The organism is Corynebacterium sp. HMSC062E11 (assembly GCF_001811845.1).
In the GTDB taxonomy this organism is placed as follows: domain Bacteria; phylum Actinomycetota; class Actinomycetes; order Mycobacteriales; family Mycobacteriaceae; genus Corynebacterium; species Corynebacterium hesseae.
On the sequence record NZ_KV806774.1, the window covers coordinates 41,788 to 56,383 of the forward strand.

13 protein-coding genes and 1 pseudogene are annotated in these 14,596 nt (G+C 64.6%); 3 read left to right on the plus strand and 11 right to left on the minus strand.

The window, feature by feature from the left end:
- Positions 1–313 precede the first annotated feature (313 nt).
- Positions 314–1,681, plus strand: coding sequence for a M20 metallopeptidase family protein (locus HMPREF2822_RS00215; RefSeq protein ID WP_070519537.1), 1,368 nt, complete (start codon positions 314–316; stop codon positions 1,679–1,681).
- Here the strand turns inward: HMPREF2822_RS00215 and HMPREF2822_RS00220 are convergent.
- The 3 genes from HMPREF2822_RS00220 to HMPREF2822_RS00230 are packed head-to-tail and all read right to left on the minus strand — an operon-like array spanning position 1,617 to position 3,591.
- Complete coding sequence (locus HMPREF2822_RS00220; RefSeq protein ID WP_070519539.1) at positions 1,617–2,387, minus strand: PrsW family glutamic-type intramembrane protease; 771 nt, start codon at positions 2,385–2,387, stop codon at positions 1,617–1,619. The two genes, HMPREF2822_RS00215 and HMPREF2822_RS00220, sit on opposite strands and share 65 nt — an antisense overlap.
- Positions 2,384–2,806 (minus strand): hypothetical protein, encoded by a 423-nt coding sequence (locus tag HMPREF2822_RS00225; RefSeq protein WP_070519541.1) that lies wholly within the window; start codon positions 2,804–2,806, stop codon positions 2,384–2,386. Before HMPREF2822_RS00225 ends, HMPREF2822_RS00220 begins: the two co-directional genes overlap by 4 nt.
- Positions 2,803–3,591 (minus strand): PrsW family glutamic-type intramembrane protease, encoded by a 789-nt coding sequence (locus HMPREF2822_RS00230; RefSeq protein WP_083299215.1) that lies wholly within the window; start codon positions 3,589–3,591, stop codon positions 2,803–2,805. The genes HMPREF2822_RS00225 and HMPREF2822_RS00230 overlap by 4 nt, the downstream gene beginning before the upstream one ends.
- 88 nt (positions 3,592–3,679) lie before the next feature.
- Between HMPREF2822_RS00230 and HMPREF2822_RS00235 the strand changes: the two genes are divergently transcribed.
- Both HMPREF2822_RS00235 and HMPREF2822_RS00240 read left to right on the plus strand, forming a co-directional pair.
- A complete protein-coding gene (locus tag HMPREF2822_RS00235) occupies positions 3,680–4,849 on the plus strand; it encodes a sensor histidine kinase (protein ID WP_232755523.1) in 1,170 nt (389 codons plus the stop codon).
- The gene (locus HMPREF2822_RS00240; RefSeq protein ID WP_070519545.1) at positions 4,849–5,496 is read left to right on the plus strand and encodes a response regulator; all 648 of its coding nucleotides are present in this window, start codon (positions 4,849–4,851) and stop codon (positions 5,494–5,496) included. The genes HMPREF2822_RS00235 and HMPREF2822_RS00240 overlap by 1 nt, the downstream gene beginning before the upstream one ends.
- On the opposite strand, the gene HMPREF2822_RS00245 is transcribed toward HMPREF2822_RS00240, so the two are convergent.
- From HMPREF2822_RS00245 to HMPREF2822_RS00280, 8 genes and pseudogenes are all read right to left on the minus strand, one after another.
- A complete protein-coding gene (locus HMPREF2822_RS00245) occupies positions 5,493–5,873 on the minus strand; it encodes a cell division FtsX domain-containing protein (RefSeq protein WP_070519547.1) in 381 nt (126 codons plus the stop codon). The two genes, HMPREF2822_RS00240 and HMPREF2822_RS00245, sit on opposite strands and share 4 nt — an antisense overlap.
- Positions 5,874–7,594: pseudogene (locus HMPREF2822_RS00250) on the minus strand (BCCT family transporter).
- A 300-nt stretch (positions 7,595–7,894) separates the two neighbouring features.
- Positions 7,895–9,532, minus strand: a complete 1,638-nt coding sequence (locus HMPREF2822_RS00255; RefSeq protein ID WP_070519549.1) for an FUSC family protein — start codon at positions 9,530–9,532, stop codon at positions 7,895–7,897.
- Positions 9,504–10,724 carry an ATP-binding cassette domain-containing protein gene (locus HMPREF2822_RS00260; RefSeq protein ID WP_070519551.1) on the minus strand — a complete coding sequence of 407 codons (1,221 nt, stop codon included), beginning with the start codon at positions 10,722–10,724 and terminating at the stop codon, positions 9,504–9,506. Before HMPREF2822_RS00260 ends, HMPREF2822_RS00255 begins: the two co-directional genes overlap by 29 nt.
- A complete protein-coding gene (locus HMPREF2822_RS00265; protein ID WP_070519554.1) occupies positions 10,708–11,466 on the minus strand; it encodes an ABC transporter permease in 759 nt (252 codons plus the stop codon). The genes HMPREF2822_RS00260 and HMPREF2822_RS00265 overlap by 17 nt, the downstream gene beginning before the upstream one ends.
- Entirely contained in the window at positions 11,463–12,368 is a 906-nt protein-coding gene (locus HMPREF2822_RS00270; protein WP_070519556.1) for an ABC transporter permease, read from the minus strand. Before HMPREF2822_RS00270 ends, HMPREF2822_RS00265 begins: the two co-directional genes overlap by 4 nt.
- Complete coding sequence (locus HMPREF2822_RS00275; protein ID WP_070519559.1) at positions 12,365–13,783, minus strand: ABC transporter substrate-binding protein; 1,419 nt, start codon at positions 13,781–13,783, stop codon at positions 12,365–12,367. Before HMPREF2822_RS00275 ends, HMPREF2822_RS00270 begins: the two co-directional genes overlap by 4 nt.
- The gene (locus tag HMPREF2822_RS00280; protein WP_070519561.1) at positions 13,780–14,535 is read right to left on the minus strand and encodes a GntR family transcriptional regulator; all 756 of its coding nucleotides are present in this window, start codon (positions 14,533–14,535) and stop codon (positions 13,780–13,782) included. Before HMPREF2822_RS00280 ends, HMPREF2822_RS00275 begins: the two co-directional genes overlap by 4 nt.
- Positions 14,536–14,596: the final 61 nt, after the last annotated feature.

A 14,596-nucleotide genomic window follows, 5' to 3' on the forward strand; every position in this document is an offset into this window, starting at 1 on the left:
CTAAAACAGCACCGTGGGCCCCGCAACCGGAGGGACAAAATTCCTGGTTAATGGGGCTGGTACGAGAAAAGCCCCTAGATTGAGTTGGCTGGTTCGCATACCGATTGAATTCGCCATATGCTGCTGCCCAACCTTTCTCCTCTCGGTAAAGCCGGTCGAAACGAGAGCCTCCTGAGACCATTTCACACAGCCTCGCAGGAGGTTCGCTATCGGGATAGCGGGCATGGGTAGCCCATCAGCTTGAGTCCAAACCGACCTGACAGCACAGCAGTTTCCGGTATGCTCGGCGCACATGCTCGGAAAGGATGACACCATGAAGATGGCCCCGCGCCACCGTCAGCAATTGCCACCGCTTCCGATGGTTTCGGCCAAGCTCGGGGAGCGGTTGGCCAGCCACGTGTTCGTGGAGGAAGGCCGGGAGCTGCTTCCGGAGTTGCAGGCCTTCCGCCGCGATATGCACCAGAACCCGGAGGTGGGGCTGCATCTGCCGCGCACCCAGGAGAAGGTGCTCGAAGCCCTTAAAGGCCTACCGCTGGAGATTCATCTCGGCCGTGACCTCAGCTCGGTCGTCGCGGTGCTGCGCGGCGGCAAGCGCGGCGAGCGCCCCGTGTCGGTGCTGCTGCGCGCGGATATGGACGCCCTTCCGGTGCGTGAGCAAACGGGCAGCCCGTTTGCCTCGACGAATAGCAACATGCATGCCTGCGGCCATGACCTGCATACGGCCGGACTGATTGGCGCGGTGAAGATGCTGTGCCGCCACCGCGAGGAGCTGTTGGGCGATGTCATCTTCATGTTCCAGCCGGGCGAGGAAGGTCCGGGCGGCGCGCAGCCGATGATCGATGAGGGCGTGCTCGACGCCGCCGGCCGCCGGCCCATCGCCGCCTACGGTCTGCACGTCGGCCCGCAGGATAAGGGCACCTTCCACCATATTGCTGGCCCAATGATGGCCTCGTCGTCCAATCTGGGGATCACCGTCTACGGCAAGGGTGGGCATGGCTCGCGCCCGCACGATGCTATCGATCCCGTTGCGGCCCTCGCGGAGATCCAGATGGCGCTGCAAGTGGCGCTGACCAGGCGTTTCGATGCGAACTCGCCGATTGTCATCACGGTGACCAACCTGCGCGCGGGCGATGGCGCGGTCAACGTCATCCCGGACAAGGCGGAGCTGGGCGCGACGGTGCGCGTGCTTCGCGACGAACACATCGACGCAGTCCGCCAAATGATCATCGAGGTCTCGAGCTCCGTGGCGGCTTCCCATCGTTGTACCGCGAAGGTGGACTTCGAGGTCCTGTACTCGGCCACCAAGACCTCACCGCGCGAGGACCAGTTCGCGGCGTCGTTGTGGGCGGGTATGTTCGGCGCGGAAAACGTGCTGACCATGGATACCCCGATGATGGCCTCAGAGGACTTCGGCGCGGTGCTCGCCCAGGTGCCGGGCACGTTCATGTGGTTCGGCACGGGGGATCCGCACACCCCGGAGCACATGCGCGAGTGGAACCATTCACCGCAGGTGCGTTTCGATGATTCCGTTCTGGGAGACCAAGCCGCAGCCCTGGCGGCGGTGGCCTTTGAGCGCCTCGCCGCCGAGGACGCCCACCCCTCGCCGGCCACGAAGGCTATGCGTGCGCCGGTGCAGGGGACAGGGGCGGATGCGCAGCCGCCTTCTTCCGCAGCGCAATAGTGCCCCAGATGGTGGCTACCCACTCGGCGAGCACGACGACCATACCGGCGAGGAGGGGCCAGATGGCGTCGTCGAGCGCAGTGCTTAACGACGGGAAGAGGTTCTTCGTGGCGTGCACCGCGATGGCGATAATGAGCCAGCGCACCGGCTGTTTCTGGGATAGGCCATAGGCACTAAGACCAGTGAACAGCGAGTGGGAGAGCGGGTTGGAGGCCAGGCGGATGACGCCTGCCCCGATTGCGCCAGCGGTATCCGAATCGAGGTTGTCCGCCGTCATGCGCGCGAAGGCGGTGGCGTCCTCACCCACAGTGAAACCGATACCCACGGCCACGCCCACGAAGACGTAGTCGAGCCAACTGCGGGGCCGGATGACGAAGGTACAGATAAGCAGCACGCCGAGGAACTTCAGCACCTCCTCGATGAGCGGCGCATACCCCGCAGCGCCCAGCCAGTCCAGGCCCGCGCGGGTGAGGAGGTGGGTCATGTTCGTGTTGAGTTCCACCGCGAGCCCGGAAACCGCGAACCCCCACACCACGCCGTGTGCAATTCCCGGCCGGCGGCGCAGGAAGAACAGCGCGAGGGGGACGAGTACGGCGGCGAAGACCACGGCGGCCAGAGCACTTGCGGGCAGGAAGGGCTCGCCCGCGTAGTGGAAGGCGGTGACGGCCAGCGCGCCGAGGGTCAGCAGGTAGTACAGGTACTTCATGCGTCCTCCGGCTGCACGCGGTCGGCGAAGTCACGTGCCTTCGGTCCGTAGATGTGGAGGAAGGAGATGGTGTTGTTGTGCCGCTGAGACAGCGTGATGCCGTCGCCGTCCTCGATGCGGTAGAGCTCGGCAGCCTGGGTGGTGATGGGGGCGTCGGTGAGCGCGCTGGTCCCGTTGAAGGAGCGGTGCTGGCGCGGCAGGTACGTCTCGACCTCGCGGGAGGATCTGCCTTCCTCAGAAATGATGGTTGCGCTCCCGCAGTTCCAGGTCTGCGAGGAGGCGTACGGATCCTCCGGGCACTCCAGTCCCGGGATACCGCGCACGGGGGTGGTGTCGGGAGTGGGGTCGGGGAGGAGGGCGTCGGCAAGCGGTACTGCGGCGAGGACGCCGATGCAGGAATAAATCAGTGTGTTTCTCATGCTTTCGACCCTACGAGCTGCGGTTTTGCGCCGGTATCCTCCGCAGGGAGGATTTTGCGGAGTTTGACAATGCTGACAATCATGGCCACCCACAGGCCGATGAGGATGAGGAAGGTGGGGAAGATGGGCCATAGGGCGTCGTCAAACGCGGTAGAGATAGACGGGCCGAAATTAGCCGTGAAGTGCACCGCCATGGCGATGAGCAACCAGCGCACCGGTTGCCGGCGGGAGAGCCCGTAAGCCGCGATTGAGGTGAAGAAGGAATGCATGAGCGGGTTCGCGATGAATCGGGCAAGGAGCCCCAGAAGCGTTCCCTTGAGATCAGAATCGAGGTTCTCCAGTGTCATGTTGGTGTAGTAGATGGCGTTCTCGGTCACGCTAAAGCCCATGCCCACGGCCACGCCGACGAAGACGTAGTCCGCCCAGTGACGGGGCCGGATGACGCAGGTGCAGATGAAGACGACGCCGAGGAATTTGAGGACTTCCTCGTTAAGTGGGGCGATTCCAGCGATGACCAGCCAGTCCGGGACCGTACGGACGAGGAGGTGGTACATGTTCTCGTTGAGCTGGCCGGCGAGAGTGGAGACCGCAATGCCCCACACCACCCCGTGCGCAATGCCTGGGTGCTTGCGCAGAATCAGCAGCGTGAGGCCTAGTGCAACAGCGGCGTAGGCCACCGCGGCGAGCGCACTTGTGGGCACGAAAGCGCCGTGGGAGAAATCATAAGCGACGTACACCAGCCCAGCGGCGGTGAGCAGTTCGTACAAAGTCTGTGTTCTTCTCATGCGCTTTAGGCTATGAACTGGAGCTGGGGTGCCGGTATCCTCCGCAGGGAGGATTTTCCGGAACGCAGGGAGAACTATCGTGGCAACCATGACGAGAAAGACGCGACCACTGTGGATCACGGTGCTGCTCATTCTGCTCTGCGTGGTGGCGGATTTGGCGGCATGGATCCCCCATATCGAAAACTTCGAGGGGACGGATCAGGAAGCCCTTGTTTTGGGCTTGATGGGTCTATTTAGCTTCGCCACGTGGATTCTGCTGCCCTTCGCCCTGCACCACTCACGGCGGGAGCGCAACATCCACGAGGAGTACCCCGGCCACCCGGTGGTGCTGATTGCGGCTCTGCTCGTCCTGGTACTAGGCGGGTTTCGCCCACTGTCGCTGTCAGTGCTGGTGGTGTTGATTTCAATCATCTCGCGCGGCCGACTGCGGTGGTCCCTGGCGGGGACGGCGGTGTTCGTGGCCTCGTGTGTGACCATTATCTCTGTGCCTTACATTCGGATGAACATCTTCGATCCCTTTGGTTACGTGTTCTATGGAAGCCTCTTTCTTATCGTTGCCTGGATTACGGGCTCGGTGCGCGCGCAGCGCCGCCAGCGCGAGGTCACGCTGGTGAGCCTGGCGGAGCTCAACGAGGATCAGCTGCGCTCGCGCGAGGAGCGCGCCCGCCTGGAGGAACGCAACCGCATTGCCCGCGATATCCACGATTCCCTTTCGCACCGGCTCAGCCTTATTTCCGTGTACGCGGGAGGCTTGAGCTACCGCAAGGACGCCGACCCGGAGCGGGTCGCCGAGGCGGCAGACACCATCCAATCGGAGGCCAAGGCCGCCGTGGAGGACCTGCGCGGGGTGATCAAGGCGCTGCGCGTGGATGACCGGGTGGATCCGCGCGCGAGCATCGAGGAGCACATCGGGCGCGCACGCGCGGCGGGGACGAAGGTGCGCTACGTCAAGGGAGACGTCGATAAGCTGAGCACACTAGCCGCCCACACGCTGGGCCGCGCCGTGCAGGAGGGGCTGACCAACGCGCGCAAGTACGCGCCGGGGAAGAAGGTGACGCTCACCGTGGAGAACGAGGAGGATAAGGTGCGGGTGACCATGCAGAACAAGAAAGTGGCTGCGCAGCCAGAGTCCGGTGGCGGCAACGGCCTGCTGGGGCTGGAGGAACGCGCCCGGCTGGCCGGAGGTACTTTCACAGTGCTTGACGACGCCTCCACCTTTACCTGGGTCCTCGAACTCCCTGAGGAGGCACGCGCGTAATGATTTCAGTGGTATTAGTCGATGATGAGCAGGCGCTGCGCCGCGGCATTCGGTTCATCCTGGAGGGCGCGCCGGACATTGAGGTGGTGGCCGAGGCCAGCAATGGGCGCGATGGCGTGGCCCGCGTGCTGGACCTGCAACCGGACGTCGTCTTCATGGACATCCGCATGCCCGTCATGGATGGCATCGAGGCGGCCGGGAAACTGCGCGCGAGCGCGCCGGATATCCCGGTGGTCATGCTCACCGCCTTCGATACGGATGAGTTCATCGTGGATGCGCTGCACGCCGGCGCGATGGGCTTTCTGCTCAAGACCATCGAGCCGGAGGGCCTGGTCTCGGCGGTGCGGGCCGCCGCCACGGGGCAGCAGCTGCTGAGCCCGAAGGCCCTGAAGAATCTGCTGGCGCTCAAGCACCCCGAGCCCGCGCCGGCAGAGACAAAGGCGCCTGGGCCCCGCCCGCTGGAGGGCTTAAGCCAGCGCGAGAACGAGGTGGCGCAGCTGGTGGCCCAGGGCCTGGACAACCAGGAAATCGCCGAGCAGCTCTACGTCTCCGTGACCACGGTGAAGACCCACATCAAGCACATCCTGGACAAGCTGGGCGGCACCAACCGGGTGCACATCGCGATTGCGGTGTTGGAAGCGCGCTAGCGCCGGCGGATAAACGCGGAGGCGAGGCCGAGCAGCGCGATGACGATCACGATGATGGACGCCGCCGGCCAGTACTGGGGGTAGTACTTCAGCGCGTAGCCGAAGACCTGGCTGTCGTTGAACTGGCGGGCAAGTGCAATGGGCATCCACCACAACTTTGTGAGAGTGAGGACCGCGCCGAGCAGGCCAGCGATGATGCGGCGACTGCCGCGCAGAAAGAAGCTGGCTGCCACGAGGAGCATGCCGGCGATGGTGAGAGCGAATAGCAGGGGAGTTACCGCAGCGAATGGGGAGCCGTTGATGAGGAACTCGTGGTCAATTTCGTGCTGCTCGATGAGGGTATAGCCCTCAAGGACGACGTCGTCCGGTATTCCCATTTACTTCTCCTTCTGCTCAGTGTTCGGGTCGTAGCCGTCGGCCCAGGTATCGGTGTCGAAGTCGTAGTCTACGTTCTCGCCCTTTTCATCGGTGCGCTGGTACCAGTCCGTGTAGCGGTGGGCGGAGGAGTCGAAGTCGGAGCCTGCACCGCGGCCTTCGTCGGCATGCTCGACGGTGAGCTCGAAGTCATCGCCGTGCTCCTCGATGCCGCGCACGACGGCGTTTTCCACCGCGGCGCGCGCGTAGGCGCGGCGGATGAACATCGGGTCGGAGCGCAGGTCCTTGATGAAGGCCACCATCATGAACAGCAGCACCAGACAGAATGGGAGCGCCGAGAGGATGGTGAGGTTCTGCAGGCCGGTGAGCACGTCCTCGCCGCCGGTGAGCAGCATGACGATGGCGATGCCCATCATGCACAGTCCCCAGAAGATGACGATGAACTTGTTCGGCGCGGGATTGCCCTTGGAAGACATGGTTCCCATGATGACCGATGCGGAATCGGCAGACGTGATGAAGAAGACCGCCAGCACCACGATCAGAACAAATGGTGTGATGCTGCTCAGCGGCAGGTGGTCAAACATGGCGAAGAGAACCTGCTCGCCGGAGGCAGAGCCATCAAAGTTCGGTAGTTCCTCGCGCTGGAAGGTGATGGCCGTGCCGCCGAAGATGGTGAAGGCCAAAATGAGGATGAGGGAGGGCGCGAAGACGGTGACGGCGGTGAATTCGCGCAGCGTGCGGCCACGGGAAATGCGGGCGACGAACATGCCGACGAAGGGCGTCCACGCGATCCACCACGCCCAGTAGAAGGCGGTCCAGTAGGACTGGAATTCGATGGTTTCATCGCCCCAGGACAGGCCCTTGGCCATCATGGGCAAAAGCTGGTCGATGTAGGTGACGATGCCGGAGGGCACGAGGTTGAGCAAAAGCAAGGTCGGGCCGGTGAAGAAAACAAAGATGACCAGGCCGAGCGTGAGTGTGATGTTGAAGTTGGACAGGTAGCGCACGCCGCGGGAAACACCAGAGACCGCAGAGATGATGAACCCGCACCCCAGTACGGCGATGATCGCGATGAGCACAGCATTGGTCAACGGACCTGCGCCGCGGATGATGGACACTCCTTGGCCAATCTGGATGGCGGAAAGCCCCAGCGTGGCGGCGGTGCCGAAGAGTGTGGCGACGAGTGCGAGGATGTCGATAAGCTTGCCCAGCGGCCCATCGGTATCGCGGGAGCCAAACAGGGGCTTGAAAATCGAGGACACCAGCGGAACGCGGCCGCGGCGGTAGGAAGAGTAGGCGATCGCGCCGCCGACGAGGGCATAGGCCGCCCAGGGCGAGACACCCCAGTGGTAGTGCGCCTGGGCCATTGCTTGGTGGAGGGCTTCGACGCTGTTGCCGTCGACAGTGTGGGGAGGCGGGGTGATGTAGTGCGACAGCGGCTCCGAAGGACCGTAGAAGAAGATGCCAACGCCGATGCCGGCACCGAACATCATGGCCACCCAGCTGAACCAGCCGAACTCGGGTTCCTCGTCATCCGTGCCGAGCTTGATGCGGCCCAGGAAAAGGCCGCGGAGGAGGCGGCGGAGACGGACTCCGGTGAGGTGATGCCCCAGATGATGAAGGCTACGACGAACGTAGCCGTGCTGAAGAAGGTGACCTTGTCCAGCGTGAAAGCATTGCGTTGGTCTTCCACACCGATTCCGGGAACCAAGCCCGGGTGCATGTTGTGGGGATAGATGCCAACGGGTGGACCGGTAGATTTTCGAGTGTTCACGTCAACAATTATCGCAGGTGCGCGAAATGACAGCGATGTGAGCTAGGATGAAGGCACTTATTTCTGCGTCGATTGGAATGCCATGCCGCTGCCTAATTTTGATGAGAATGTCCGTGAGCTGGAGGAAGCCTTTGCCCTCTTTGAGCTCGTGGAGGAACACGTCCTCGATCCGAACCTGCTGTTCACGGTGAAATAATCCGCCTCTTCTGTGCGCCCGCGAGTACTCCGCGGCGGGTGCGCACTATGAGGTCATTGACGCATTTCCGCTGCGGTGATCTTCTCAATGAGTGTGTCCAGCTCCGCGCGGCTGGGCTGTGAGAGCGGGTTGACCACGCAGAAGTCGAGGAGGAAGTAACCGGCGGTTTGCAGAGCCGTGTGGCGCTGCCAGAACTGGCTGATATCGGAGTGGTTGGTGGCCAGCGACTGGATGCTGCGCCGCTCCGAGAGTAGCTCGTAGTGCAAGTCGCGGCGCTGCGCCAGCGCTTCCTCCGGGGTCTTGATAAGCAGGGAACCGAGCAAGGCTGCCATCGCCTCGAAGCAACGCGTTTGCAGGCGGTAGTGGTTGGTCATCTGGGCCCGCGGCTTCCACAGCCACAGGAAGAGCATCGCCACGACCACGGAGAGCCCAATCTCCGCCATGCGCGAGCCGATGGTGTGGGCCAAATGCTCCGAGGAATTGCCCATCAGCAGTGCCAGCGGGGTGGAGAAGATAACGCATAGCGCGTAGTTCTTCACCACCAGAATCTCCGCGCAGAACTGGCAGAAGGCCAACGCGAGCACCAGCCCCCAACCGTGCGGGCTGAACGACGCAATGAGCGCGAAGACACACACGCCCAGAACCGAACCCAGCATGCGCTGTACTCCACGAATCGTTCCCGGTACCCGGTCCGGCCCCCACTGCAAGAGCAGGAGCACCGACACCGCGCCCCAGTCTGGGCGGTTAAGCCCCAGCGCCATGCCAATGAACGCGGTCGCCAGGCCACCAAGCGCGATCTTCTCAGCCGTCACCACCGCGTGGGAATTGCCCACCGCGGCGCGGTAGAAGCGGTAGCGCATCGTCGGCTTGGTGTGCGGGATGGCGGTGCGGTCAGGATCGACGTAGGTGGGGGAATCAGAGAGCTGATCCGAGTTGCCGCCCACCTGCTTGTGGTGCGCCACGATGCGTTGTTGTGCCGCTAGTGCGCGGTGCACCAAGTCCGCCTGGGCGGGGCGGCGGATGCGGCGGCCGCGGATCACGCCGGCGTCGGCAAGCGCTTGCCACGCCGTGGAAATCGCGGACTGCGCCTGGTGGTGGCGAGCCAGGAAATCGCTATCGGAGTTCACGAAGGCATCGGCGGCCTTTTCCAACGCGGCCACCGCGCGGGTCTCCGGGCCATGCGGATCCCGGAAACGCGGCAGCATGCCCAGCACGTAGCTGGCCAACACGCCGGCCAGGCTCCACGCGGCCACCTCCCACGGTGAAACCCCGCGCAGCATTGTGGAGCCACCGGCCACCATCACGATGAAGAAGGAACCCGGCGGCGGCAGCCGCAGCGCATTCTGCACGAACGCGCCGATGGTTGCTAGAGCCACCGTAAACACCGCGGACAGTGCCAGGCCGTGCACGCCGACGAGGGAACCGGCCGTAGCCGCCAGCGTGAGCAGCCCGCCAGCGGTGAGGATCACGCGGCGCCGCGTGCGGTAGGGGTGCCCCTCGCCGTAGATGACGGAGAAGGCGCCGGCGGAAATGAGCAGCACCGCATCCGGGTGGCCCGTCGCTACAGCGATCCCGCCGGGGATGATGATCGCCAACGCCGCGCGCAGGGCACCGGGCCAGCGGCGCGCGGAGGTGTTAAAGGCGGTAAAAAGCTGAAGTGCATTAGGACGTTGCGGCAGTGGGTGTTCCATATCGGGAGAACACCTTACTCGTTTCGCCGCGATCCACGAGCCGGCCATCCTGTAGCACCGCCACCGTGGGGCATAAGTGACGCACGACATCGATGTCGTGGGAGACGAACACCAGCGTCATGTCCTTCGTCACGCGCTGTAGAAGCTCGAGGACCTGGGCCCGCGAAGTGGCGTCCAGCGCCGAGACGGCCTCGTCCGCCAGCAGAATCTCCGGCTTGCCCACCACGGCGCGCGCCAGCGAGATGCGTTGGCGCTGCCCGCCGGAGAAGTCCCGGGGATAGCGCTCGAAGCCCTCGATGCCGACCTCCCGCAGCACCGCCTCGGCTTCTTCGCGCGTCCCGCCGCCCTCGGCCACGATCTTCCAGATAGGCATGCGCGGGTTGAGCGAGCCCTTAGGGTCTTGGAAGACCATGTGCACGCGCTTCTTCACCGTCACCGTTCCGGAGGTGGGTTCCGTCAGCCCCGTGAGCAGCTTGAGCAGCGTGGATTTGCCGGAGCCGGAACCGCCGACGATGCCGAGGCGCTCGCCCTCGCGGACGGTGAGGGAGACGTCGTCCAGCGCGGTCACCCCGCGGTAGGTCTTGGTCACGTTCTTGAGCTCGATGACGGGCTTGCCCAGAGTGGGCATGGGCGGCGGGGTGAGGTCGGGAGCGGTGAGCTCACCGATGCGCACGACGCGGTCGCACACGCGCTTGACGACGTCCCGGTCATGACTAATAAACAGCAGCGCTGTGTCTTCGCTGTCCGCGGCATCCACGATGGTGGAGAGGATCTCTTCCTGAGTGAAGGGATCCAGGGCGGTGGTGGGCTCATCGCAGATGAGCAGCTTGGGGCGACGGGCCATGGCCATCTCGATGAGCGCGCGCTGGCGCTGTCCGCCGGAGAGCTGGTGCGGGAAGCGGTTGAAGCCGGGCACCTTCATCAGCGGGTCGAGCGCGGTCATGGGCTCTTGGAAGACCATGGCCAGCGGCAGCTTGCGCAGGTCGCGGTCGCGCATGCCTAGCAGCTCCTGGCCGTTGAAGTGGATGGAGCCGGTGGCCTGCAGGTGGTCGGGCAACAGCCCCATGATGGCTAGGGCGGTGAGGGACTTGCCGCTGCCGGAATCGCCGATGAGACCGACGCGCTCGCCGGGTGCGATGGAAAAGGAGATGGGGCCGACAGGGCCCACGCGCAGATCAGTGACGGTCAGCATGGCTTCCTAGCAGGTTGAATCCGAGGACGGTGCCGGCGATGGCCAGCCCGGGCCACAGCGCCTGGAGGGGGTGGGTGGCCAGGAGGGGCTGGGCGTCGTGAAGCATGCGGCCCCACGAGGCGGTCGGCGGGGCAGTGCCCAGGCCGAGGTAGGAGAGACCGGCTTCGGCGAGGACGGCCAGCGCAAAGTAGACGGAAGCCTGGATGGCCACGATGCCGCCGAGGTTGGGCAGTACGTGGCGCCACGCGATGAGCGCCGGCGGCACGCGCGAGATGCGCGCGGCCGCGATATAGTCCTGCGTCATGATTTGCAGCGTGCCGGAGCGCGTGACCCGGATGAAGGAGGGGATGCCGGCGATGCCGATGGCGATGGTGGCCGTGAGCGTCGAGGAGCCCCACACCGCGCCGGCGACGATGGCCAGCAACAGCGCCGGGAAGGCGAGCAGCAGGTCGGTGGCCGCCATGATGAAACCGCCGCCGCGCATCCCGGCGACGATGCCGAGCGGTACGCCGATGAGTGCGGCGATGGCCACCGCCACGACGCCCACCAGCACGGTGATCTGGGCGCCGGCGAGGATGCGGGAGAAGGTATCGCGCCCGAAGCGGTCGGTGCCCATGAGGTGCTCCAGGCTGGGGCCGGCCAGGCGGTCGGGGGAGATGAGGTTGGGGTCATAGGGCGTCCACACCAGGGAGACCAGCGCAAGCAGGATGGTCAGGCCCACCAGGATATAGCCGGGTTTCATCGCGCCTCCTTCAGCCGCGGGTCGATGACCCGGTAGGCCAGGTCCGTGAGCAGGTTGACGGTCAGGGTGAAGGTCACGAAGACCATGATGAGGGTCTGGACGGTGGTGAGGTCGCGGGTGGAGACGGCGTCGAGAAGCAGCGAGCCCAAGCCGGGGATGACGAAGACGTTCTCGATGACCACCGCGCCCACCACCAGGGTGCTCAGCTGCACGCCGGTGACGGTGAGCACCGGCAGGGCGGCGTTGCGCAGGCCGTGGCGGATGAGCGCCCCGGTGCGGGATTCACCCAGGGAGCGGGCGGTGCGGATGTAGTCCTTGTCCATCTCCTCGCGGAGGGTGGCGCGCACGTAGCGGGTGAGCATCGCGCCCTGCACCAGTGCCAGCGAGATAACCGGCAGGACAAGGTGGCTGAGGCCCTCGCGCGGTAGCTGCCAGCCGTTGGCCGGCAGCCAACCCAGGTGCACGGAGAACACGGCGACGAGCAGAATACCGACCAGGAAGCTGGGCACCGCGATGCCCAGCTGCGTGGCGGCGTTGAGCACGGGGAGCCTAAAGCGGGCCAGCAGGATGCCCATGGGGATAGCCCCGGCTAGTGCGAGGGCGATGGCCAGCCCGATGAGCAACAGCGTGACCTGCGCGCGGTCAACCACGAGCGGTGTGATGTCCTGCTGCGAGGACAGCGAGACGCCGAAGTTGCCGGTCAACAAGCCCTTCATCCACTCCAGGTATTGCACGATGAGCGGGCGGTCTAGGCCCATGGCGTGGGTCAGCTCCGCCACGGATTCATCGGTGGCGTTAACACCTAAGGCCACGCGCGCCGGGTTGCCGGGCACGGCCCGCATGAGCAGGAAGATGATGATGGAGGCGGCCCACATGGTGCCGAGGAAGCGCAGGATTCTCATCGCACACCTTTAAGCTCGATGGCATCGGTGATCTGGTTGGGTTGCAGGCCGGTTAGGCCCTCGCGGTAGAGCACGATATTGGGCATGTTCATCAAGGTCAGGGCGGGCATATCTTCCATGATCTGGTCGACCGCACCTGTCATGTCATCCTGTTTCAACAACGTGCGGGTCTGCGGCGAATCATAGCCGATGTAATAGTCCGGGTTGCCAAAGATGGTAGGGATATCCCGCGGCTCGACGTGCGCGACGAGCGACATCTGATAGTCCTTGGCCCCCATCACCTGGCTCAGCCACACGGCGGGGAACTCGGCGGTTTCCAGCGTGACCTCGAATCCCATCTCCGTCAGCTGCGAGTAGAGGAACTCGGAGAGCGTTTGCGTATAGGGCAGGCTTGGCACGGTGAGCGTGAGCGGCGTGCCCACGGCCCCGGCCTCCTCCATCAGCGCGCGGGCGCGCGCGGGGTCGTAAGGGTAGTAGTCCTTGGCGCTAAACCACGGGTCGGTCGGCGGCACCGGAGCGCCGCCGGTGTCTTTCGCGCGGCCCTCCCAGAGGATGTCGTTGGCGGCCTGGCGGTCGATGCCATAAGCCACGGCGCGGCGCACGCGGGGGTCGTCGAAAGGCGCTGCCTGGTTATTCATGGACAGCAGCACCTCGCCGTTCGTGGTGCCGACTGCGGTTTCGATGGAGTCATCGAGGGTGTCGAGCAGCTCGGGGTTCTGCACGCCCCACACGGCGTCGACCCCGCCGGAGCGCAGGGCGTTGACCGCGGTGAGGGAATCCGGGAAGTAGCGGATGGTGATGTCTTCCTTCGCCGGGGTTCCCCAGTAGTCCGGGCGGGCGCGCAGCACGATGTACTCGTTGGGGGAGAAGCCGGCGACGGCGAAGGGGCCGGTGCCTACAGCTTCAGTGGGGGTGCGCATGGCGCCGATGACGGTGCCCATGGACCACAACCAGCCGGCGGAGGGGCGAGAAAGCTCGACGACGAGCGTGTGATCATCCACCGCCGTGGCGGATTCCACCACGTCCATCTGCTTCTTGAGCCCGTTGGTCCACTCCGTCTTCACAGCGTTGATAGACCACGCGGCGGTGTGCGCGGTGAAGGCCTCGCCGTTGGAGAAGGAGGCCTCGCGCAGGTGGAAGGTGTAGCGCGTGGAGTCCACCTCCCAGGACTCGGCCAGTCCCGGTTCGATGTCGCCTTGCGCGGAGATACGCACGAGGGTTTCGTAAACGTTGCTCATGAGCGCGGCCGGGATGGCGGCGCCGCCGACGGTGGTGAAATCCAGGGACGTCGCGGGAGTCGTCGTGGCCAGCGTCAGCGCGGAGGAATCAGAATCAACAAGCGCCGTGGAACCGGCGGAGCAGGCGCTGAGCGACGCCCCCACGATCACCCCCAGCGCACCTAACCAGGCCTTCATCCTTCGGACAACTTGACCTCGAGCGGGGAGGTGGTGCCCCGCACGCTCGTCATGCCAAGTGTTAGCCGGTCCCCGAGGTACAGGATTTCGGTGCACTCGACGGGATGCCCGGAGTGATCCGAGATGTCGAGGTGCAGGCGCCACAGCGGGGTGGCGGGCTCCACGTTGAGGGAGCGCGCATCCTCCTCACTGGCGGAAGCCAGCGAGAGCTCGCGGTTGACGTTGTCGAATTCCACGCCTTGCTTGCGCAGGTGATCGTGGATGGACTCATTATCGGCATCGAAGTTGAGGATGTGGCTGCCCACTTCTAGTGGGAAGAACATGCGCTCGATGGCGATGGGCATGCCATTGGCGCTGCGCACGCGGTGCACAAAGATAACCGGGGAGCCGGGCTCTACCCGCAGGAACTCGGCCTCCCTTTCGGTAGCGGGGCAGCGGCCCAGCCATAGGGTGGAGGCGCCGGGCTCGAATCCGCGCTCGCGCAGCCAGTGTGTCACGGAGTAGATGGAGTCGAAGGACTCCGAGGTGAAACGGCCGAGAACGACAGAGCGGCGGCCGCGGCCGGAGGAGATGAGGCCCTCCGAGCGCAGCGCCGCGACGGCCTGGCGCACGGGACCACGGGATGAGGAGAATTGCTCGCACAGCTCGGCCTCGCTGGGCAGAAAATCACCGGGAGAAAGCTTCTTGCTGCGGATGAGATTGCGCAGATAGTCAGCGATAATACTGTGCTGCTGTGTACCGCGAAGGGCCACGGTGATGCTCCTCTATGTAGAAAACGCTGTGATGGGCAAAATGTACGGGTGCGCGGATATG

What these genes read in the sequence shown, in the direction of transcription:
- HMPREF2822_RS00260 (WP_070519551.1), bottom strand. Translation starts at nt 10,724, where the DNA reads ATGCTGACCGTCACTGATCTGCGCGTGGGCCCTGTCGGCCCCATCTCC.
- HMPREF2822_RS00230 (WP_083299215.1), bottom strand. Translation starts at nt 3,591, where the DNA reads ATGAGAAGAACACAGACTTTGTACGAACTGCTCACCGCCGCTGGGCTG.
- HMPREF2822_RS00225 (WP_070519541.1), bottom strand. Translation starts at nt 2,806, where the DNA reads ATGAGAAACACACTGATTTATTCCTGCATCGGCGTCCTCGCCGCAGTA.
- HMPREF2822_RS00220 (WP_070519539.1), bottom strand. Translation starts at nt 2,387, where the DNA reads ATGAAGTACCTGTACTACCTGCTGACCCTCGGCGCGCTGGCCGTCACC.
- HMPREF2822_RS00270 (WP_070519556.1), bottom strand. Translation starts at nt 12,368, where the DNA reads ATGAGAATCCTGCGCTTCCTCGGCACCATGTGGGCCGCCTCCATCATC.
- HMPREF2822_RS00215 (WP_070519537.1), top strand. Translation starts at nt 314, where the DNA reads ATGAAGATGGCCCCGCGCCACCGTCAGCAATTGCCACCGCTTCCGATG.
- HMPREF2822_RS00265 (WP_070519554.1), bottom strand. Translation starts at nt 11,466, where the DNA reads ATGAAACCCGGCTATATCCTGGTGGGCCTGACCATCCTGCTTGCGCTG.
- HMPREF2822_RS00275 (WP_070519559.1), bottom strand. Translation starts at nt 13,783, where the DNA reads ATGAAGGCCTGGTTAGGTGCGCTGGGGGTGATCGTGGGGGCGTCGCTC.
- HMPREF2822_RS00245 (WP_070519547.1), bottom strand. Translation starts at nt 5,873, where the DNA reads ATGGGAATACCGGACGACGTCGTCCTTGAGGGCTATACCCTCATCGAG.
- HMPREF2822_RS00255 (WP_070519549.1), bottom strand. Translation starts at nt 9,532, where the DNA reads ATGGAACACCCACTGCCGCAACGTCCTAATGCACTTCAGCTTTTTACC.
- HMPREF2822_RS00240 (WP_070519545.1), top strand. Translation starts at nt 4,849, where the DNA reads ATGATTTCAGTGGTATTAGTCGATGATGAGCAGGCGCTGCGCCGCGGC.
- HMPREF2822_RS00235 (WP_232755523.1), top strand. Translation starts at nt 3,680, where the DNA reads ATGACGAGAAAGACGCGACCACTGTGGATCACGGTGCTGCTCATTCTG.